The 18,572-nt window shown below is 69.0% G+C and carries 21 protein-coding genes and 1 pseudogene; 10 read left to right on the forward strand and 12 right to left on the reverse strand.

Annotated elements, in window-relative coordinates:
• Positions 1-385: 385 nt before the first annotated feature.
• The 4 genes from AB8O64_RS36345 to AB8O64_RS36360 form a co-directional block, all read right to left on the reverse strand.
• A complete protein-coding gene (locus tag AB8O64_RS36345) occupies positions 386-835 on the reverse strand; it encodes a hypothetical protein (RefSeq protein ID WP_370424235.1) in 450 nt (149 codons plus the stop codon).
• Between the two features lie 393 nt (positions 836-1,228).
• Positions 1,229-1,702, reverse strand: a complete 474-nt coding sequence (locus tag AB8O64_RS36350; protein WP_370424236.1) for a hypothetical protein — start codon at positions 1,700-1,702, stop codon at positions 1,229-1,231.
• 524 nt (positions 1,703-2,226) lie between these two features.
• Positions 2,227-3,087, reverse strand: coding sequence for a ParA family protein (locus tag AB8O64_RS36355; protein WP_370424237.1), 861 nt, complete (start codon positions 3,085-3,087; stop codon positions 2,227-2,229).
• A gap of 1,838 nt (positions 3,088-4,925) precedes the next feature.
• On the reverse strand, positions 4,926-5,153 hold the full coding sequence (locus AB8O64_RS36360; protein WP_370424238.1) for a hypothetical protein: 228 nt from the start codon (positions 5,151-5,153) through the stop codon (positions 4,926-4,928).
• 668 nt (positions 5,154-5,821) lie between these two features.
• On the opposite strand from AB8O64_RS36360, the gene AB8O64_RS36365 reads away from it, so the two are divergent.
• From AB8O64_RS36365 to AB8O64_RS36385, 5 genes are all read left to right on the forward strand, one after another.
• A complete protein-coding gene (locus AB8O64_RS36365) occupies positions 5,822-6,370 on the forward strand; it encodes a replication/maintenance protein RepL (protein ID WP_370424239.1) in 549 nt (182 codons plus the stop codon).
• Positions 6,364-6,759, forward strand: a complete 396-nt coding sequence (locus AB8O64_RS36370; RefSeq protein ID WP_370424240.1) for a hypothetical protein — start codon at positions 6,364-6,366, stop codon at positions 6,757-6,759. The genes AB8O64_RS36365 and AB8O64_RS36370 overlap by 7 nt, the downstream gene beginning before the upstream one ends.
• 246 nt (positions 6,760-7,005) lie before the next feature.
• Positions 7,006-7,488: a hypothetical protein gene (locus tag AB8O64_RS36375; RefSeq protein ID WP_370424241.1), complete on the forward strand. Its 483-nt coding sequence runs from the start codon at positions 7,006-7,008 to the stop codon at positions 7,486-7,488.
• Positions 7,489-7,518: 30 nt separating this feature from the next.
• Positions 7,519-7,866, forward strand: coding sequence for a hypothetical protein (locus tag AB8O64_RS36380; RefSeq protein WP_370424242.1), 348 nt, complete (start codon positions 7,519-7,521; stop codon positions 7,864-7,866).
• A gap of 257 nt (positions 7,867-8,123) precedes the next feature.
• A complete protein-coding gene (locus AB8O64_RS36385; RefSeq protein ID WP_370424243.1) occupies positions 8,124-8,510 on the forward strand; it encodes a hypothetical protein in 387 nt (128 codons plus the stop codon).
• A gap of 222 nt (positions 8,511-8,732) precedes the next feature.
• Here AB8O64_RS36385 and AB8O64_RS36390 read toward each other — a convergent pair whose 3' ends face one another.
• The 4 genes from AB8O64_RS36390 to AB8O64_RS36405 all read right to left on the reverse strand — a co-directional run bounded on the left by AB8O64_RS36390 (position 8,733) and on the right by AB8O64_RS36405 (position 10,405).
• A complete protein-coding gene (locus AB8O64_RS36390) occupies positions 8,733-8,990 on the reverse strand; it encodes a hypothetical protein (protein ID WP_370424244.1) in 258 nt (85 codons plus the stop codon).
• Entirely contained in the window at positions 8,980-9,210 is a 231-nt protein-coding gene (locus AB8O64_RS36395) for a hypothetical protein (RefSeq protein WP_182854134.1), read from the reverse strand. The genes AB8O64_RS36390 and AB8O64_RS36395 overlap by 11 nt, the downstream gene beginning before the upstream one ends.
• A 91-nt stretch (positions 9,211-9,301) precedes the next feature.
• On the reverse strand, positions 9,302-9,643 hold the full coding sequence (locus tag AB8O64_RS36400; RefSeq protein WP_370424246.1) for a hypothetical protein: 342 nt from the start codon (positions 9,641-9,643) through the stop codon (positions 9,302-9,304).
• Positions 9,644-9,814: 171 nt separating this feature from the next.
• Positions 9,815-10,405, reverse strand: coding sequence for an HTH domain-containing protein (locus tag AB8O64_RS36405; RefSeq protein ID WP_370424247.1), 591 nt, complete (start codon positions 10,403-10,405; stop codon positions 9,815-9,817).
• Between the two features lie 139 nt (positions 10,406-10,544).
• Between AB8O64_RS36405 and AB8O64_RS36410 the strand changes: the two are divergent.
• Together AB8O64_RS36410 and AB8O64_RS36415 are read left to right on the forward strand one after the other, a co-directional pair.
• Positions 10,545-10,694: pseudogene (locus AB8O64_RS36410) on the forward strand (DUF6300 family protein); the annotation flags it as partial.
• Between the two features lie 39 nt (positions 10,695-10,733).
• A complete protein-coding gene (locus AB8O64_RS36415) occupies positions 10,734-11,078 on the forward strand; it encodes a DUF6233 domain-containing protein (protein WP_370424393.1) in 345 nt (114 codons plus the stop codon).
• A 231-nt stretch (positions 11,079-11,309) separates the two neighbouring features.
• Here the strand turns inward: AB8O64_RS36415 and AB8O64_RS36420 are convergent, their stop codons facing one another.
• The gene (locus AB8O64_RS36420) at positions 11,310-12,218 is read right to left on the reverse strand and encodes a hypothetical protein (RefSeq protein WP_370424248.1); all 909 of its coding nucleotides are present in this window, start codon (positions 12,216-12,218) and stop codon (positions 11,310-11,312) included.
• A gap of 183 nt (positions 12,219-12,401) precedes the next feature.
• Here AB8O64_RS36420 and AB8O64_RS36425 point away from each other — a divergent pair, with 183 nt between their 5' ends.
• The gene (locus AB8O64_RS36425; RefSeq protein ID WP_370424249.1) at positions 12,402-12,911 is read left to right on the forward strand and encodes a hypothetical protein; all 510 of its coding nucleotides are present in this window, start codon (positions 12,402-12,404) and stop codon (positions 12,909-12,911) included.
• A 100-nt stretch (positions 12,912-13,011) separates the two neighbouring features.
• Here AB8O64_RS36425 and AB8O64_RS36430 read toward each other — a convergent pair whose 3' ends face one another.
• Both AB8O64_RS36430 and AB8O64_RS36435 read right to left on the reverse strand, forming a co-directional pair.
• A complete protein-coding gene (locus AB8O64_RS36430) occupies positions 13,012-13,569 on the reverse strand; it encodes an XRE family transcriptional regulator (RefSeq protein ID WP_370424250.1) in 558 nt (185 codons plus the stop codon).
• Between the two features lie 3 nt (positions 13,570-13,572).
• Positions 13,573-15,789 carry a helix-turn-helix transcriptional regulator gene (locus tag AB8O64_RS36435; RefSeq protein WP_370424251.1) on the reverse strand — a complete coding sequence of 739 codons (2,217 nt, stop codon included), beginning with the start codon at positions 15,787-15,789 and terminating at the stop codon, positions 13,573-13,575.
• 198 nt (positions 15,790-15,987) lie between these two features.
• Here AB8O64_RS36435 and AB8O64_RS36440 point away from each other — a divergent pair, with 198 nt between their 5' ends.
• Complete coding sequence (locus AB8O64_RS36440; RefSeq protein ID WP_370424252.1) at positions 15,988-16,389, forward strand: DUF4357 domain-containing protein; 402 nt, start codon at positions 15,988-15,990, stop codon at positions 16,387-16,389.
• Between the two features lie 104 nt (positions 16,390-16,493).
• Entirely contained in the window at positions 16,494-18,317 is a 1,824-nt protein-coding gene (locus tag AB8O64_RS36445) for a zeta toxin family protein (RefSeq protein ID WP_370424253.1), read from the forward strand.
• Here AB8O64_RS36445 and AB8O64_RS36450 read toward each other — a convergent pair.
• Positions 18,275-18,565 (reverse strand): hypothetical protein, encoded by a 291-nt coding sequence (locus AB8O64_RS36450; RefSeq protein WP_370424254.1) that lies wholly within the window; start codon positions 18,563-18,565, stop codon positions 18,275-18,277. The two genes, AB8O64_RS36445 and AB8O64_RS36450, sit on opposite strands and share 43 nt — an antisense overlap.
• Positions 18,566-18,572 lie beyond the last annotated feature (7 nt).

Here is an 18,572-nt window from a genome sequence, read left to right on the forward strand (position 1 = left end):
ACGAAGACGCGCACGCATCCCGCGGCTGAGGGCTAGTGGATGGCTCATAGCAAGGCAGGAATCGGGAGAGTGTTGTGGGCCGGATTCAGGCAACAGTGAACCGACCTTCAGACCGATAGGCATGTTCTACTCCGGTCGAAGGGTGTACGAGAGAAACCCTTATCGCCGCCCGGACAGTGGGTCGTTGGAGGACCGGGCGTTGAAGGCTGGGGTCAGCTAGTTACGAGCTGGGGTGGTCGTCACCTCGCTCTCGGAACAGGAAAGCCCGGGGGGGGGGGCGATGCCCCCCCGGGTGGAGTAGCCGACAAGGAGAGCCCCTGCACGCGGATACGGGGACCGACGGAGGGCTGGCGGATCTGCTGTCCGCCGCCGCATGCATCGGGCGTCATACCGCTTCGGGCTCAAGAGCGAGCCCACGTGCCTGGCGGCGGGACGGGAGCTCCTCGAACCACTTACCGATAGGCGCGAAATAGAAAGGCTGGTCGGCAAGTTTAAACAGAGCCTGGCAGTAGGGGCCGGGACCGCTGGCCAGGGTGCAGCCGGTCTGGTGGATGAACAGCGCACTGTCCGGCGTGATGTCGTCCGGGATCGCCGCACGGGCTGTTTCCACCGTTATGGCCTCCCAGACGCGCAGCCCCTGGTCCTGGTTGGCCGGGCGGCGCTCCTCAGGCCAGACGAGACGCTTGAGGGCCCCGTAGAGGCGGACGAGGACGACGTCGGTCTCTACGAGGTAGGCGGCGTCGATGACGCCCTCGGCTGCAGCGTCGCGCGCGACCTTCGGAAGGACACCCGCCTCGGAGGCAATCTTGCGTAGGGACCAGTTGTCGGAGCGCATTCTTTTCCCTTCGTGCGTGCCATCACTGTAGCTGATTGGGGCTCACCTTATGGAACTGACAGAACCATCCTGGCGTGTCGCGGACGTTCGCTCGACATGGCTATCGGGGATCGAAGCCCGCCTGGTTGCTGGAAATTTCGCCTTTCTGTGCGCCCAACCGAGAAGGGATCGGTGGGTGCGACAGAGCATATGTGGGGCTGTCAGATTCATTGTGTGTGCGGCAAGGTGCATGTCGGAGCGGGAGGCTGGACCACCGGCAGAGACATCGCACGCATGACTGCATGGGAGAGTGCATGCATGAGCGCAAGAAAGAATGTGAAAACGTGAAGGCCGTGTGTTGGAAGAGGCGGACACCATCTGGTGTCCGCCTCTTCCAACACACGGCCTACGAAATCAGGGCTCTAGGGGCCCTTCAGCCTCCAGGACGTCCAGGAACGTATCCACAGCGGTGCAGATGACGTCGATGACGATGCCGTGCCGGTAGCCGCGCAGCGAGAGCCGCAGTCCGTTCAACATTTCGGCCGACTCTGGACTGACGCTGAATTGTGCGCTCCGCCCGGCGGGGTGCTCCCCATCCCATCGCTCGATCAACCATTCGTTGGCCAGGCCCACTTGTTCCTCGGCGCTCTTCGGAAACGAACGCAGAGCGGCGTCAAGGTAGTGCCCCCCCGACAACCGGCCGCGGCCCGACGAAGCGGCGTCGTCCTCGGCCCGGTCCTTGAGTCGGGCAATGGTTTCAGGGATCAGACGCCCCGACCACATTCCCCAGTTCCGGTTGGTCCGCTGAGCGTTGTATGACTGCACCACCGCGGTCTGGGCCGGTTTTCCCTTCCTGCTCGAGCGCTTGGGCTTCGCAGTACGCAGCACCGGAGGCTCTGCGGACACAGCAGAGAACGCCGGACCGTCATTGACGCGACCCGACGAGCGCGGCACGCGCTGCGGCGCCTCAGATGTCTGGGACTCGGGGGCTACCTCCGCGGCCGGAGCATCCGTGGACACCGGAGTGATCGGAGGCGCTGCCCTTTCGGGTGCTGGCTCGGGCACCTGCGGTGGAGCAATCGGGGCCGCGGGGGCCGCGGGGGTGGCCTCGGGCTGAGGGACCGCCAGTTCCACGATGGGCGCCGGCGCGGCCGATCCGAGCCGATCCTCCGGCACCTGCTCCCTTTCCGCGGCTGGGACGGGTGAGGGGGACGTCTCGGGGCTTGTGGAGACAGAGGCTGGCGGAGTGGGCTCGGCAGCGGGCGAGGGAAGGTGCGGCTCGTGGTCCGGCCTAGTGGATTGGCGTTCGTTCTCGGCCTCCTCGTTCCCGAGGAATCCGCCTTCGTCAGCGTCGTTGCCTACGTGCTCGATAGCGGCGAAGTTGAACTGGCGTTTCTTACCCCGACGTGCGGTCATGCGCCACCGCCCTGGGCGGCGGTGGCCAGGCGGTCGATGATCTCCTGCGTGAGATCCTCGTACCAGCGACTGGCTGCGTAGGAAGGCTCGTCGATCACGATCGGGCGGCTGACGCCGTAGGACGCGGAGATTTGATCACTCGTGCGGATCTCCTTTTGGAAGGCCTTGAGGTCCCACCTCGTCAGATAGGTGGCCACCGCATCGGCCTCGTCGGTCCGCTTTGACGGCGGTCGGGCCTCATTGAGGATCGTGCCAAGGAACACCGGGTGGCACACACCGCCGGTCCGCTCGGGCACCTTCGCGGTGTTGTTGCGAACCACGCGGGCGCCATCGGCGGTGGCGATCCGCGGATTGCAGACTGCGATGACATAGTCGGCGGCTGCCAGGGCTACGGAGGCCAGGGCATCCGCCGACGGTGGGGTATCGATGAGAACGAAGTCGAAGTCGTCCTCGATCATCAGCAGCAGCTGGCGAAGGATTGATGTCGCCTCCCACCCCCGCTTGGCCACCTCCGTCTTCGCCCGCTCGGTCACTCCCATGACCGACCCGATCACATGCATCGATCCCGCGCTGTCGAAGCCCTTCAGCAACACGCTGCGGTCGATCAGCCGGTCTCGCAGTGACGGCATCGATGCCAGATCGCCACTGTCTTGCGCGTCGACATAGTCGAGGAGCGCACTGCCGATGTCCGCCGGCTTCTTGGCGAACGCACCGAGCGACACACCGAGCTGCCCCTGGAGCTCAAGGTCGATAAGGAGAACCCGGGCTCCTGCACTGGCAAGGGATGCCCCGATGTTCACGGTGGTCGTGGTCTTGCCCACCCCACCCTTCTGGCTGGCGAAAACAAGAACCTTCATGAGGGCCTTCCATCTGCATCACTCGCAGGCCTAACGCCTGGACCGGTCTCGCGCGGACACCGTCTGACCATGGTTGAGACTGACAGCATCACCGAACTCCGGACAGATTAGCAGTCAGCTTCCCTGTATCCACACGATAGAGGGCACCGTCAGCGTGTCCAGCAGGCACTGCGACGGCAGCAGCGGTACTGACAGCACCGACAAACAGGTTGATTTGGATTAGCCCTCCCAAAGCAGCCGCAACGTCGGCCAGATCTGGGGGAAGCGTGCGTGACCGGGCGTCCGAAGGCCCCTCATACATACCGACCGGGTGGAGGGACATCCGCAGGGCTCCCAGCTGGCATGCACAGCTGGTTGGTCGACAGGTCGCCAGGAGGCTCGCCATGCCGAGGCCCCGCTGGAGTGAAGGTCCTAGCAGGTGTACCTACATCCGATCGCTCCGTTGGAAGGCCGGCGGCACGCACGGCTGCCGTGACGATGGCAGGTGTGGACGCTCCATCGTGGGTGCGTGGGGTCGACCGCAAGCATTTCAGTGCGAGGGACCGCCAGACCGGTTGGTCGACAGGTCGCCAGGAGGCTCGCCATGCCGAGGCCCCGCTGGAGTGAAGGTCCTAGCAGGTGTACCTACATCCGATCGCTCCGTTGGAAGGCCGGCGGCACGCACGGCTGCCGTGACGATGGCAGGTGTGGACGCTCCATCGTGGGTGCGTGGGGTCGACCGCAAGCATTTCAGTGCGAGGGACCGCCAGACCGGCTGCATCAGCATGAGCTCGTTCGCGTCATCGCGGCGAGGATCGTCCAGCCTACCGTCAGAGGAACAGCAAGACAGATGGCCCGTGTGTGCGGTCGACTGACCCCCCGTCCAACAGCAGGAAACGAGGACAGAGGGACGGCTAGAGGGCATGCTTTGCCATCTGCTTGAGCGTCTAGGTGTCAGAGCGTTAGACCGAGGGCACGAACGCCTGCCCGCAGGGACGCGCGGACATCCGCCACAGTGAGAGACCGAGTGGAACACCGATCGATACAGCGCAAGCACCTATGTAGGGATGCATGCCTGGCCGCATGACAAGACGGCATACCGGATGAATGGTCGCACTGAGGAAGCAACCACTGACTGTTCCAATGCATGCCTCTACGAGTGTCTGAAGGCGAGAGGGAACGTCAGATTGCTCCGCCGAAAGCAAGCATGGGTGGACGGGCAGGTGCCTGCTCGCACGACCGAGTGACACGGCGAGAGATAGGTCAGTTGAACGGGAGAGGGAGCTATCGCCAGCATGACGTGAAGAGCGAGTGGTAGTGCGTGAGATTGAGCCGATGTCTGAGCAGGCAAGTAAGTGCAATAAGGACAGAACGAATGAGAGCTAGAGCGAGAGGGCGATGGAGCGCATCAATGAGGAAGAGAGTGAGAGAGGAACCGAAGTGAAGATAGGTAGTAGGAGAGACTGAATGAACGCAGGAGTGACAGAGAAAGCGAGCTGCAGCACGCGTTGATGAATGCATTGGCATAAGTGTTAACGACCGCTGGCTAGAAAGATGGTGCGACCGAGATGAAGGACGCCTAAGCGAACAACCCGCAGACCATCTCACTGCATGCTCGACTGCATGCATTAGCGCACCAGTGATCGCAAGATAGATTGAGAGTTTGTGAAATTGATGATTTGCCAGGTCAGCGCCTTCATCGATGTCGATCATGGGAGGATGCCGAACGTGCTCGCTGCGCGGCATGACCCTCGCGCCCAGGGTCAGGGCTGAGACTCGATCGGTGGTGGCCTCGCTCCGGGGCCGCCTGTGACGCCCGGCCCTGGGCGTCACAGGCATGCCCCGGCAGGCGGTGGGTCCTAGTGGTCCGATGCGTTCTTCGCGGAGGGCGGCAGAGTTATGTCGAGCAGGGTGTTGATGGTCTTGCCGTCCAGTGCGCTGTCGAGGTGAAGGGACCGCCGGATGAGGCGACCGACCTTGTCGGGGGCGAGCTCAAGGCGGGTGCGGGCGGTCAGGCAGATCTCGCCGAGGAGCCCCGCGGTGTGGCCGGGTTGCCGTTGGATGTGCCAGTCGAGGAGCTTCACCACGTCCGTCCTGATGTCCCCGAGGGAAGCCTCCTCCTTGCCCCACGTCTTGGCCCGCTCGACGTCGTAGGCGAGGCCGCTGATGACGGCTTCGATCAGCGTCGTGCGCAGGGCCGATATGGGGAAGAGGCTGTTGGGGCCTTGGGTGAGGGCGACCGCTGGCCACCAGGCGAGGGTTGCAGCGGTGTTGTCCTGCGTGGAGCTGGTCCCAGGCGGCGGGATCTGCGTAGCGGTCCTGGGCCGGGCCGAGCATCGCCATGGCGGCGGTCAGGTAGTTGGTCATGGCAATCCTCGTTGGTGTGCGTGCCTCTGCGGCAGCCGCGCCCTCTGTTGGGGCATCCGGTTGCGGCAATGGATCATCCCAGTTCCGAAGGTTCTCCGGTGTCCGGCTGGAGCACGGGGCTTCCGCCCTCGTGCTGTCAGGTGCTGGGGACACGGACGGAGCGAGCCCGGGCACCGGCTACCCGGCGACGCCTGGAGGCGGGGTTGCCTGACATGCGACTGCAGATCGGTCGCTGCACAGTGCCGACTGCGCCATCAGCCCCGTTCGAAAACCTCCAAGCACGGCACCCCATGGTCGGGCGCCTCCTCTCGCTGAAGCGCGGGCAACGGGGCTGGCGGACAGCTTCGCCCAGGCGCTGGACCGGACGCCGCCGAAGCCCGGCCGGCCTGTGAGGTCCGCGAAGGTCGACTACACGTACCGGGCTCCCCACAACGCGTGGGGGCGCAGCGGCTACAGCATGGTCAGCAACGCCTTCCTCTCCGACGTCCTGGCCGTGCTGATCGCCCGGTACGGGATGTCGCCCGTGCAGTCGGCGGTCCTGCTGTTCTGCATGGGCCGCCAGGTCGAGGGCCGCCTGAAGATCACCCACATCAAGGTCGCCCGGCACCTCGGAGTCGAGCGAGCGAACGTCACCCGGGCGCTCGGCAGCCTGGAGAACTGGCACATGCTCCAGCGCCGCGCCAACTCGCTGATCGTGGTCAACCCGCTGATCTGCTTCAAGGGCAACGGCGACCTCCAGCAGGAGGCCCTGGAGCAGCTGCGGCAGGACGCCAGGGCCGCGCTCAGGAAGCACTTCCCGGAGATGCGGGAAGATGTAGTCGCGCTGGAGAAGGCGGCGAGCGAGAGCTTCCCGGAGTTCACGGCCCCGGCCGCGCCGGCCCCGCGCACGCGGCAGCTGGCGTTCGGCGACAACGACGTGGAGGAAGAGGCATGCTGATCCAAGCTCACCTCGGGTACGCCCAGCTGCACCACCTGGAGCTCTCCAAGGCCGACTACGACCTGCTCAGCGCGATGACGGAGGTCCAGCGTCCCGGTGGTGAGGTAAACGCCTCACAGGCCGAACTGCGGGCGCGCGTGGGGCTCAGCAAGAACCGCACGTCCATCGCGATGAACCACCTGGTCGAGCGGAACATCGTCCTGCGGCCCGAGGGCCGCTACCGCAGCTACTTCATCCACCCGTACTTCGCCGGGTACTCCTCCCAGGAGGAGATGGAGGATGCGCTGCGCGAGGCGACCGAGGCCATCAAGGCCGGCGCCCTGGCCGCCCCGGCTCCCCCCGCCCCGCAGCGGCACCTGTCCGCCGTGCCCACACGTCGCAGCGCTTGACCGGCCGCCCGGCCGCTCGGTCGGCCGGGTGACGCGACATCAGCGGCGCCGTACCCCTCCGGGAGGGGCGCGGCGCCGCTTTCGTGTGCGGGGCCGCGTGTGTCAGATCCGGACGTACGGTTCCCGCTGGCGGGAAACGCGCAGGTCACGGGTGCGCGAAAAGAATCATGGGCGGCCCCCTACCCTAGGTGTATGAAGTTCCATACAGTCTGTATTGAAGTTCATACACCAGGGGAGGAACCCACCGTGTTAGTCACCCTCGTCGCCGCCGCCCTCGCCATCGTCGGCACCCTACTCGGCTCGATCGTCAGCGGCCGCTTCCAGGAGCGCGCCGCCGAACGGTCCGTCCGCGTGAGCCACGGCGAGGCGATCCGCCGCGACCGGCTGGAGGCCGTCACCGCGCTGGCCTGCGCCGCCAGCGACCACCGCCGGGCGATGTGGATGCGTGGCGACGCCGTCCTCAAGGGCGCCGACACCGAGCGGATCGAGGCCCTGCGCGGTGAGAGCCACATGACCCGGTCCGCCGTCACCCGCCCGCTGGTCGCCCTGCGCGTCCTCATCGAGGACCAGGGCGTGCGCGCCGCCGCCGATCACATGATCACGCTGACCTACGCGCTGCGGGATGCGTACGGCACCACCGAGGAGCTGAGCGCCGCCCGCGAGGCCGCGAAGGTGGCCCACGACCAGTTCGTGGACGCCGCCGCTGGCTACCTCGCCCGTACCGCCTGAGACCCCCGCCAGCCGAGAGGAGAGCCCGTCATGGAGCGCACGTCCACGGAGATCGTGAAGGCCGCCAACATCACGGCCATCGAGACCAGCGCCGACCGGGGCGCCGTCGACAGCGAGCTTGCGTACTTGGCACCGGCGGCGGCCGCCGCGCTGGGGCTGCTCGCCGACGCCATCAAGCGGGGCACCGCCGACCGCGAGAGCGTCGTCCAGGCCCTGAAGGAGGCGGCCGTCCACGAGCGGTTCGCCGACGTCCTGGAGGCCGCGTCCGAGGACGTCATGGACGAGGTGGAGGACCCGTACGACTTCGACGCGCGCCTGGACGCCGACAACTTCTCGGGCGCGGCCTCCGAGGTCCGCAGCCTCTTTCGCTGGCTGTAGACCCGCCCGCCGGCCCCACCCGACCCCCACGAGGGAGACACCGTGTTCACCGGAACCGCCGAAGAACTTCGCGCCCGCCAGGCGCAGGCCCGCGAGCTCGCGGAGCAGGCCGCCGCGTGCTGGACCAGATCGACGCGCTGGGCCTGGGCGCGGGCGGCGGGCAGCTGCACACCCCCGGCGGCGTCATCCGTATCCGGCCCGGCGAGGGCTGGACCGTCGCCGACCGCTGACCGATCCACCCGAGGAAGGAGACCGCGGTGAGCACCGATCCCGTGCACCCCGACGACCACCCGGAGCAGCTCCTGGTCCCGCTCGCCGCCGAGGACGTCGCCGTGCTCGGCAGCGACGGCGAGCAGCTGGCCGCGCTGTTCGCCGCCGCGCTGCACGGCCTGGCGCTGCTGCGTACGGGCCGGGCGAGCGCCGCGGAGCTCGCGGCCGCCATCGAGGGCACCACCGGGCTGCTGGAGCGCCTGGAGGCCATACGGGACGCCTCTCTGCGTCAGCCCGCCGCCAAGGACGTCTCGCACGCCGACCTGGCGAAGGCGATGCACCTGGAGAGCCGCGCGACCGCGCAGTCCCGCCGTCGCACCCTGCTGAAGAAGCCGGTGGGCGACCTGGAGCGGTGGGCCACCGGCACCGACTGACCGGATGCAGCGGGGTCGTGCAGCAGCCGAACGACCGTTTGCTGCACGGCCCCGCTGCCCTGTGCAGCACGGCCTGCTACCCGAGCAGCAGCCGTGCGGCGCCTGGGACCGGCCTTCGGAATGTCATCGCTCTCCGGCACCCCGAACCACCACCAGCAGCCACCGAGCAGCAGACACAGCAGCGCCCCGGACCCAAGCGGATCCGGGGCGCTGCTGCACTGTTCAGGCTTCGACGTACGCGACGATCGTGATCTGTCGAAGGGCCGTGACGTAGTAGATGACGCGGACCCCGTCGACGTCGTCGACGTAGTCACGCAGCAGGGTGTCGGGCACCGGGATGCCCAGCTCGGGGTTGACGCTGATCGCGACGATCACGCGGTCCAGGCGGTGCGTCTCGCTCGCCGTGAGCTTCGCCAGCTGGCTCAGCGCGGGCTCCACCAGGACGACCTGAGACCGGCGCGGGGCGTGGTCAGGCGACACGGGGCTGCTCACCGGCCAGGCGGTCCAGGTGGGCGTCGCGGGCTTCCTCCCACAGCACGCCCGTCTCCGGGGACGGGTAGCCATTGGCGGCGATGTCCTCCAGCACCGAGGCGAGGACGTCGACTCGCGCGCGCTGGTCGGCCGCGTAGGCGCGGGCGGAAGCGGCGGCGTGCTCATCGAGGGGCTGGCGGTCGGGCACGAGGGCCGGCTGCTCGCTCATCCGGGGGCTCCTGGCTGTCATCTGGCGTGTGTCACCACGGTAGCGCCGGGGCGGGGGGCGGGAGCCGGGTACGGACGAACCGGCCCATTGGTCAGTGCCCGTGCTCCCCGTTGCCAGTGCCCAGTCCGGGGTCGTCAGACATGGCACGCAGCATCGCGGCGGTCTGGGCATCGGTTAGCACGGCACTGGTGGCCCGGCGGCGCGCGTCATCGGCGAGGCCGAGTTCGGCTTCGAACGCGAGCATCGCAGCGGGTGTATCGGTGGCGGGCGTGCCGTCGGATTTGTGGCCGTCGTCGGCCGCGGCTTCGTCGCGGCGGTCCAGGTGCGCCTGCAGTTCCGCCTCTTCGAGCGCCGCCACCGCCTCGCTGTGCGTCATGCCCCGCGCCCGTCGCCGTACCGAGGACCGGCCGACCTTCGCGTAGTCGATCGGCATGCGTGGGGCGCCGGCGCGGCCCCGGGCCTCGGGGACACGGCGCGACCGCCACCCGTCGGACGTGTTCATCAGGACTCGCTTTCAGCTCGGAATCAGAAACGAGAGTCCGTCCGGTAATGCAGTTCGGCGGGCCGGTCACACAGGTCTACAGCACGCTCGAATTCCGCGCTGCTAAAACCGGATGTCGAGCCACTCCATGTCTACGAATTTCACCTCCAGGCCCGCGCGTCCACCGCCGCCTCGCCGGAAATAGGCGTCCGCGATGGCCTCCGCGACCGCGTCATGTAGATCGCTCTCCGTCGCACCATCCTCCCGCGCGGCCAGGATGGCGGCCGCGTGGGAGGGGCTGACGGCCACGCTGATGTCCCGTACCCGGCCCGCGTCCGAGGTGCCTTCCGGACCGAGGCCGAAGTACGCCCGGCAGGAGATGACCAGCCCGCCCGAGGATGCCGCGCGTTGCCTGGCCTGTGCTCTGACCTGCGGTTGCCACTCCGATTCGGTCTCCTGCACCAGCGCCTCCTGGAGGCGCTTGTTCGGCTTGGTGGAGTCGCCTGAGAGGTAGCGCTGCACCGTCTTGCGGGAGAGGCCCAGGCGCTCAGCCAGGGTCTTGGTGGAGCCCTCCTCCCGCGTGCGAAGGAATTTCATCTGGGCTCGTGCGGATTTCGGGGCGGCGCGGGTGGACAGGGTCCGCTCCGCGCGGGCGAAGCCGTCCAGGATCTTGGCGCGGGTCCGGGCCGCGCGCAGTACGACGTCAGCAGTCATGTGATCATTCCGCCCTGCCGGACCTGTGGACAGAGTCTGGCGTTCGGGCAGGTCACGCCAGCCGTGCCGCGCATAGAGGGTTGACGCCGTAGATCGCGGCGGCTTTGGCGAGCGAACGAGACGAGCGAGGAGGTGCGGTGTGCGCCTCGTCGAACTATCCGGCCAACTGCCGTCGTGCTCGCGGTGCGGTGGTGGTCTGATCTCCAGCGTCGTCATGCCGCAGAACGACGCTTCCGGGCGGCCGTTCCACCTTGAGTTGTGTCCCCTGTGCGACGCGGACAAGCCTGCCGCCGGCGCTTTGCGAGATGGAGCCCGTCGAGTACAGGGTGTGGCTTCCGTACCGCAGTACGTGCGGCCGGTCGACGGCGTGGCGTACGACGCCGTGCCGACAGAACACGTGCCCGCCCTCTCGATCGTCGAGCAGATGCTCGTGCCGCGCCGGCCTTCGGGCTGGGGCTGCAGAAGCAGGGCGGCCCTCGTGGTGCCGCCCAAGGCGTCGTACACGCTTGTCGACTGCGCCGAGGCTGCGGCGAGCGCGCCCCGGTTGTCGCTGGACCGGGCCCTCGCCGCCGCCGAGCGGCCGGGAGTTCGCCTGTGCAGCCTGTGCGGAGCGAGCGCCGAGCGGGAGCCCGTCCTGAGAGGCTTCGACACCGGATTCGACGGCGGCGATTAGCCGCGCAGGACGCTGATCAGGAGGGCGGCAGGCTGCCTCTTAAGGGTGATCTAGCTGTCTCTGGGCTTCTTCCCGCTGGCGGTCAGAGGAATTCTTCACACGGGTCGGAGTCGAACCGGCCTACGCCGACTTGAGACCCCAGTTGCCAGACGTCATCCGCCGACGCTCCGGCCGAACGTCTGGCGAGCCTTCCTGACGCTGCCTGCCCGCTCCGGCCTGGGGCGTGAGCCCTCACCTGCCGACGCCGTGCCACGCCTCGTTCTCATCGTTCTCGGTCGGCTCGTAGTCCTCCGGGTACGCGGCGTCTGCGCGCTCCCGGGCGGCCTGAGCAGTGGCGCGGACCTCGCGGTTCAGTCGGGTGAGCAGGGCGAGCGCCGGTTCGTGGGTGATCGGGTCGATGATGTCGCGGGTGCGGGCCGTGTCCCAGTCGGCGACCCGCAGCGCGGTGTCCACTAGCAGCTGAGCCTCGTCGACGGCGACGCCCACCGTGTCGTCGCCGGCGGCGGCGGAAGCGATCAGGCGGTTGCGGATCACCCGGGCGCTCTCCCAGCCGCGCCAGACGCCTTCCTGCTGGTCTGCGGTGCTGCCGCGGCTGACCTTCTGGGACAGCGGCGGGAAAGCCAGCACCAGCTCGGCAGCAGCGCGCCAGTCCATGGCGCGCGCCTGTACCCGGGCCTCAGCGACGATGCGGGACCGCAGGCCTTCGACCCGCCACTTCCTGGAGCGCGCGTCGCGTTCCAGGGACAGGCAGTCCGGGCACAGCGGCGGCCCGTACCGGGCCGGCGGCTTCCATGAGCGGCTGGTGCGCAGCAGTTCCGTGCCGCAGTCGGCGCAGAAGATCCCCGAAGGCGCCGGGCCGATCGCCGCGAGCATGTCGTTGAGGTGGAGGCCGGCGGCTTCCGCCAGCGGGCGTCCGTGGATCCCGGGCTGCTGCCAGTACAGGTGCCTGAGCACCCCGATCAGCTCCGGGGCGTGGACGGCATCCACCTTGGCATGCAGCCGCTCGACCTGCTCCAGAACGGCCTGCCGGGTATGGTCGCGCCGCTGCTCGGCTTCCGCGAGGACGGCTTCGGCTCGGGTGAAATCGTGGATTGACTGCTCGATGTCGCCCAGAATCTCGCCCAGGCTCTCCTCGCTCATGCCCGAGAGCTTATGCACCAGGTCAGCCGCCCCTTCCGGGAGGCCCGTGACGATGCGCGGGTCGTCGGAAATGCTGGCCGACCCGAAGGCCAACGCCAGCTGACCCGTCGGTACCGGAAGGTGCTTGGGCTGATCAGGTGATTCTGAGCGAGGTGTCACAAATGTGTGGTCCATCGTAGTCTCGTGGAGGAAGACATGATTGATCACGTTGGGCACTTCATTGCCCGACTGCCCCATCAGGGCGAGCCATATAAGCCCTCTCCAATCCCGCCGTCCACGGTGAAGGAGCATCGGTGCGATGAAGAGGCATGCTTGGAATGCGAGGCCAGGGATGCGATTGCGACGAGCCGGGACGTGTACGCAGACATCGAAGCCAGCCTCAAGCGGGTTCGAGATCTCCTCGAAGTCGTAGCTCTGATCGGCCCGGCCGACCATGACGTACGGATCTCTTATCTGGATAGCCCCATGCCCCCGGGAAGCGGGTGCAGCTCCGGCGCACTCGTCGATGCTGCGTACCGGAGCGTCAACGCGGCTCAGATGCTTCTCTGGGCGGCCCGCGGCCAGGACTTCCGCTATCTCGCACGGGCCAACAGCTTTCTCTCCGCTGCCGCATACGGTGCTGCCCGCGCCACCGACCGCAAAGTCGTCTTCGCTGGAATCACCGGAGACCACGGGGAAGCAGATTCTGGCTGAAGTGAGGCGGTCCGGGAGCCGCGCCGCGTCCCTGCATCTATGCACGAGGCCCCACACCGCGCTTCTGGCGCTGGCGCGGGGCCTCATGGGCGCCGGGCTGCTACAGCTGGATGTCGAGCCGCTCCACGTCGGTGAACTCCACCCCGAGGCCGTTTGCCCGGGTGTTGTTGGCGCGGAAGTACATCTCCGCGAGACCGTCCGCCGCGATCTGCTGGAGCTGCTGCTCGTTGGCGCCCTGCTCGCGGGCGGTGAACAGGCGGTCGGCCCACTGGGGCGGCAAGGCCTGGGTGATATCGCGGATCCGGCCGTCGTCGCTCGAGCCCGGCGCGGCGTGGAACCCGAAGCGGGCGCGGGTGGAGACGACCAGCCCGTCCGTGGACGCCGCCTTCTTCCGCGCCTTCGCGCGGATCTGAGGCTGCCATCGCTTCTTGACCTCGCGCTCCAGGCGGCCGCGCAGCTCCTGGCGGGGCCGCTTGAGCTTGCCCGCGACGTACCGCTCCACGGTGCGCTGGGAGATCCCGAGTGCCTGTGCGGCGGCCTTGGTGCCCTTGAGCTGCTTGACCAGGTACTTCATCTGCGCCTGGGCGCTCTGCGGGGTGCGGCGGGTGAACGCCCCCTCCAGCGCGCGGTCCAGGCTCTCCCCGAGCGAGGCGACCATGGGTTACTCCCCTTCTCCGGCGCTCTGGTCGGTCTTGATGAGGTTGGCGATGTTGAACACGCCGCCGCGCTCCTCGAACAGCGATTCCGCCCACAGGACCGTCTGGGTTCCCTGGTGCTTGACCATGCCGGGCGAGACCCCGAGCCGGAACGTGCCCGGCACCGGCTTGCCTTCGTCGGTGAGCGGCAGGATGTCCAGCGGGGATGGGCCGGGTGAGGGGTAGACGATCGCGTCGGTGCCGATGGAGGTCGGGTACAGGTCGGCGGCGGCCGCCGTCTTCAGCAGCTTGCGGTGCAGGCCTACGCGCTGGCTGGCGAGCACGGCGGCCCGGATGTCGGGGCGCCAGGTCTCTCGCTTCAGCGCCGGGTACTCCTCGTAGTAGGGCACCTGGCCCCGGCTGCGCTGGCGCAGCTTGCCGATGCCGCCCTTCGCCGTCGCTTTGATCGCGGTCTCCAGCAGCGCCATCGTCGGGTCGACCTGCTTGCGCCGCGCCATCGCGTCCAGGAACTCCTGGCCGGTGAGGTCGGTGGTGACGCCGAGGTCGGCCATCGTCTCCACGTACGCGTCGCGCAGTCGCTTGTACCAGGAGTCCAGGTAGCGCCCGGTCTGGGTGCGCACGTACGCCTCGATCGGCGCGACGTCGGAGCCGAGCTCCACCGCGTAGGCGACGGTGGGTGTGGCGTACCAGGCCGGGCCGGTCGGGCGGTCGCCCTTCGGCGTGAACGGGCTGGGAAGCCGGTCCCCGTCGACAGTGCGGCCGTTGATCTCCACGCGGGACAGGTCGACGTGCGAGAGGTCGACCAGCCACGAGCCGGGCAGCGACGCATCGAACTTCGGGCTGTCCTTGAGATGGGTCGGCCCGTTCAGCCCGACGGTGAGCCCGTTCGCGGCCGCGGCGAACGACATGTTGATGTCGACCGCGACCAGAAACTGGTTCATGCACTCCTCATCGGTCAGCGGCCGGCACCAGTCGTAGGGCTCCTCCATCAGCATTTCAGCCGGGGTGCGCAGGTGGTGCCGGGCGAACTTCCCCTTGAGGATCGGGTGCTCGTCGGGGACCTCGCACTCCACCACGGGATACAGCGCGGTGAGCGCGTCGTCGTTGAAGGCCCGCTTGAACTCGCCGGTGGCCTCGTCCTTCTCCGCACGGGTCGGCGGGCGCAGCGCGACCATCAGCTCCAGGCCGGTCGTCGCGGTGCTGCCGCGTGGCGTCATCACCCGCTCCGCGTACAGGCCGAGGTAGCGGGCGAGGTCGGCCGGGTGCATCGTCGGCAGCTGCGGGTTGTCCTTCTTGTCCCACTCCCTCGCGTCCAGCGCGTTCCAGGGCAGGATGCACAGCTGGACGCAGCGGCGCCGGGATCCCTCGGGCTCCTGGTAGATGCGGGCCCACGGCCCAAGGCCGCGCTGGGTGAGCTGGAGGCCGGCCTTGGTGATCTGCTTGACCACCTTGTGGCTGTCCGGGAGTCGGCTCGCGTGCCGCTCCTCCTCCGACAGGGTGACCGGCAGGCCGTAGCGCTCCAGCGCGGACGCGGTGAGGACGAGGATCGGGTCGGCGTCGCGGCCGTTGCGGTGTAGCCGGGCCTGCCCGAGCCGGGCCTCGGTCAGCGTCCAGTCGACCAGCGCCGGGATCGATTTGGCGGGCACGTCCAGGATCAGGCCGCCAACGCAGTACGCCGACACCTGCCCGTCCTCGCAGTCGATGACGGCGAGCGGGCCGTTCTCGAAGCGCGGGTCGACGGCGGCCGGCGCCGTGGCCTTCTTTGCCACCGCCTTCTTCGCACCCGGGCGCCGCGACGACGCGGCCGCCGGCTTGGCGGTGTTGCCCGCCGCCGCCTTCGGCCGGGACGGCGGGATGGCGGCGGCCGCCGGGGCCGGGGTGGGGGTGGGGGTTGGCTCCGGGGTCGGTCCGGTGAACGACTCCGGGACCACGGGCGCCGGGGCAGCGGCGGGCGCGTCGGCGGCCGGGGCAGGGAATCGCTGGGCGAGGCCCTCCAGCAGCCGGGCGTACGCGGCACGCTTCGGCGGCCGCGGCTCCGTCTTGCCGGTCTCCCAGTTCCCCACGGCCTCCCGGCGGGTGTCCAGCGCCGTGGCGATCTGCGCCTGACTCAGGCCGGCGGCCTCACGCAGACGCTTGCGCTCTGCGGGGACCGGCAGATCGTCCTGCGCGACTTGCTCCAGCAGCGCATCGACGGCGCTGAACAGCTCGTTCTCAGTGGACACAGAGGTCACCTCCAATGGACATCATAGCGGATCGCGCATTGATTCGCGCCTTCAATCGCGCATGAACCGCGCATGCGGTCCTCTCCGAGTTCTGCTGAACTGCTGAGACATAGAGTTGATTCGAGTTGCTTGCGCCGCTTAAGATCGAAGGGGAAGTCAGCGAGACAGGCCCTGGGGCCACCGATGGCAGGAGAACGCATGGCCACACTCAGCATCCACTTCGACCCCGCCGTCATTGCCCGGCTCACGAGCGCGAGCGGCGACGACACCATCCACGTCACTCTGTCCCTCGGCGGCGGATCCGACGGCGCCACGACCGCGCCCGTCATCCCGCACGGGCCGCTCGCCGCTCTGATGCAGGCCGGCCTGCTGAAGCCGGACACCGTCCTCACCTTCCACCAGCGCCGCGCCAACCGGTCGGGCCGCGCGATCGTGACCGCCGACGGCCAGCTCATCGTCGACGGCCACTCCTCGCCCTTCCCCTCCCCGTCGAAGGCAGCGGAAGCCGTCACGGGCAACGTCATCAACGGCTGGACCCTGTGGCAAACGCCCGACGGATCCACCCTGGACCAGCTGCGCCAGAAGCTGGACACCGAGTAGGCGGCACCGCCGGCCGTTCCGTCCCCGCGCGCCACGTCGTCTGCGGGGCCAGAACGGCCACACCGGATGGGACAGAAAAGCTCGAACGCGGCCGGGAGACGTTGGTGGAGAAGTACGGCGAGCTGCTCGCCAAGGTGATCGTGCCGAAGGCGACGGCGGGCGCGGCGACACAGGAACACCCGGTGGTGGTGTTCGTGGCTGGGCAGGCCGGCAGCGGCAAGACGCTGGCAATGGACCTGGTGCACGCCGCCCTTGAACAGCGGGGCGGTGCGGTGCGGGTGGACCGGGACACATACAAGACCCTCCACCCGCACTACGGTGCCTTCCTGGCGGAGGACGTGCGGACGGCCGGGGTGCGGGTGCGGCCGGAGACCTACCACTGGCAGGCCGAAGCCGAAGCACACGCCCGCAGCCGCCGGTTCGATGTGGTGGCGGAGGAGGCCCTCGCCGACCCGGCCGGGTGGCTGGCCACGCTCGCCGTCTACCGCGCGGCCGGGTACCGGATCGAGGTCGTGGCCCTGGCCGTGCCGGAGGCCGTGTCCCAGCTGGGTGTCCTGGACCGGTATCTGCGCCTCGCCGAGGAGGGCCGGGCCCGGTACGTGGGGTGGGACAATCACGACGCCTGCGCGGCCGCGCTGCCCACGGTCCTTGCCGACCTCGAGGCCGGGCGCCTGGCCGACCGGATCGTCGTCGTCCGGCGCGCCGGCGAAGTCTTGTACGCCAACGACCTCACGCCCGAAGGCCACTGGCGCCACCCGGTCGGTGCGCGCGAGGCGCTGCTGGCCGAGCGGTTACGCCCCTGGAGCGCGGCGGAGACCGGCGTCTTCCGCCGCCAGCTCGCCGATGCCGACCGGCGTGCGCACGATCCGCGGCTGCCCGAGGACTGGGCGCTAGCCGTACGGCGCGACGGCGAACGCGCCGCCGCGCTTGCCGAGCCGCTACGGCGCACCGCACAGGCCCGGCGGGAGGCGCCCGGCGTCGACTACCACCGGCTCTCCGCCGAGGAGCACCGCTGGGTCTTCGACGTGCTGATCGCCCCAACCCTCTTGGGGGACATCACCCCGCAGGAACGGCCGGTCGCGGTGTACGTGATGGGCCAGCCCGGCTCCGGCAAGACCAGCCAGGCCCGGGTGCTGCACCGGGCGCTGCGTGGGCGGCCCACCCGGATCAGCGGCGACGACTTCAAGTCGTACCACCCCGACTACTACACCCTGCTGCGCGAGGAGCCACGGACAGCCGGGGAACGTATCCGGGCGGACTACCGAGCCTGGCAGGCCATGGCCGAGGCGTGTGTGCGGGAGCGGCGCGGGGATGTGACGATCGAGATCGCCCCCAGCAGCGCGGCTGGCTTCGTGGAGGGAGCGATGGCCTACCGGCGGGCGGGCTACCGGGTGGAGTTGGTGGTGCTGGCTGTGCGGGCTGCGGACTCCCGGCAGGGCACCGCGGTGCGCTGCGCCGACGTGAACCGGCTGGGAGGCCGTGGCCGGTTCACCACCACCTCCGGGCACGACCACCACTTCGCGGTGCTCGCCGACGCGGTCGCCGCGGCCGAGCAGGTGCCGGTGGCCGACTCCGTCATGGTGTGGGGGCGCGACGGCACCGTCCTCTACCACAACGACCGCACCCCGCAGCGCGCCTGGTCACGGCCTACGGGCGCGGCGGCCGCCCTACTCGCCGAGCAGAACCGCCCCTACACGCCCCGGGAAGCGGACCGGTTCTGGGCCCTCCAGCGCCGCCTGCGGGCCGAGCTGCCGCACTACCGCCACGACGTGGAGCAGATCGCCCGGCTGGCACGGGCGCTGATGCCCGCCCACCTCCAGCCGCACAGGCTTCCCGGGGCCACCGCTGTGGCTGCCCTCCCCTTAGCCCGCGCAGACGCCGACCGCTATGGGCCGGTGGCCTCCAGCTCCTTCAACCGGGCCGCGTAGAGCGACGCGATGCGGGCGACCTCTGCGGGCGCGGCATCCTCCAGCCCCGCCCGGTCCCGCACGCATTGCGCGTGCTCGGCGATCAGCCGGTTGAGGCGCTCGGGGGCGGGGGCGGGTGAGCGCCGCTCGGCGAGCAGCTGCTGGCTGTACCAGGCGATCACCTGCGCCACGGCGTCGGAGGCGGCCTGATAGGCGGCGGCCGGGTCGGCCGGCTCGGGAGAGCTGGAGGGGACTGCCGGATCGGGCATGGGAACC

Origin of the sequence: Streptomyces sp. QH1-20 (genome assembly GCF_041283565.1) — a bacterium.
Lineage (GTDB): Bacteria > Actinomycetota > Actinomycetes > Streptomycetales > Streptomycetaceae > Streptomyces > Streptomyces syringius.

Excerpts from the sequence above, each read along its gene's own strand:
- AB8O64_RS36345 (WP_370424235.1), bottom strand. The coding sequence starts at position 835 with ATGCGCTCCGACAACTGGTCCCTACGCAAGATTGCCTCCGAGGCGGGT.
- AB8O64_RS36355 (WP_370424237.1), bottom strand. The coding sequence starts at position 3,087 with ATGAAGGTTCTTGTTTTCGCCAGCCAGAAGGGTGGGGTGGGCAAGACC.
- AB8O64_RS36370 (WP_370424240.1), top strand. The coding sequence starts at position 6,364 with ATGCTGATCCAAGCTCACCTCGGGTACGCCCAGCTGCACCACCTGGAG.
- AB8O64_RS36380 (WP_370424242.1), top strand. The coding sequence starts at position 7,519 with ATGGAGCGCACGTCCACGGAGATCGTGAAGGCCGCCAACATCACGGCC.
- AB8O64_RS36395 (WP_182854134.1), bottom strand. The coding sequence starts at position 9,210 with ATGAGCGAGCAGCCGGCCCTCGTGCCCGACCGCCAGCCCCTCGATGAG.
- AB8O64_RS36400 (WP_370424246.1), bottom strand. The coding sequence starts at position 9,643 with ATGCCGATCGACTACGCGAAGGTCGGCCGGTCCTCGGTACGGCGACGG.
- AB8O64_RS36405 (WP_370424247.1), bottom strand. The coding sequence starts at position 10,405 with ATGACTGCTGACGTCGTACTGCGCGCGGCCCGGACCCGCGCCAAGATC.
- AB8O64_RS36420 (WP_370424248.1), bottom strand. The coding sequence starts at position 12,218 with ATGAGCGAGGAGAGCCTGGGCGAGATTCTGGGCGACATCGAGCAGTCA.
- AB8O64_RS36430 (WP_370424250.1), bottom strand. The coding sequence starts at position 13,569 with ATGGTCGCCTCGCTCGGGGAGAGCCTGGACCGCGCGCTGGAGGGGGCG.
- AB8O64_RS36440 (WP_370424252.1), top strand. The coding sequence starts at position 15,988 with ATGGCCACACTCAGCATCCACTTCGACCCCGCCGTCATTGCCCGGCTC.
- AB8O64_RS36450 (WP_370424254.1), bottom strand. The coding sequence starts at position 18,565 with ATGCCCGATCCGGCAGTCCCCTCCAGCTCTCCCGAGCCGGCCGACCCG.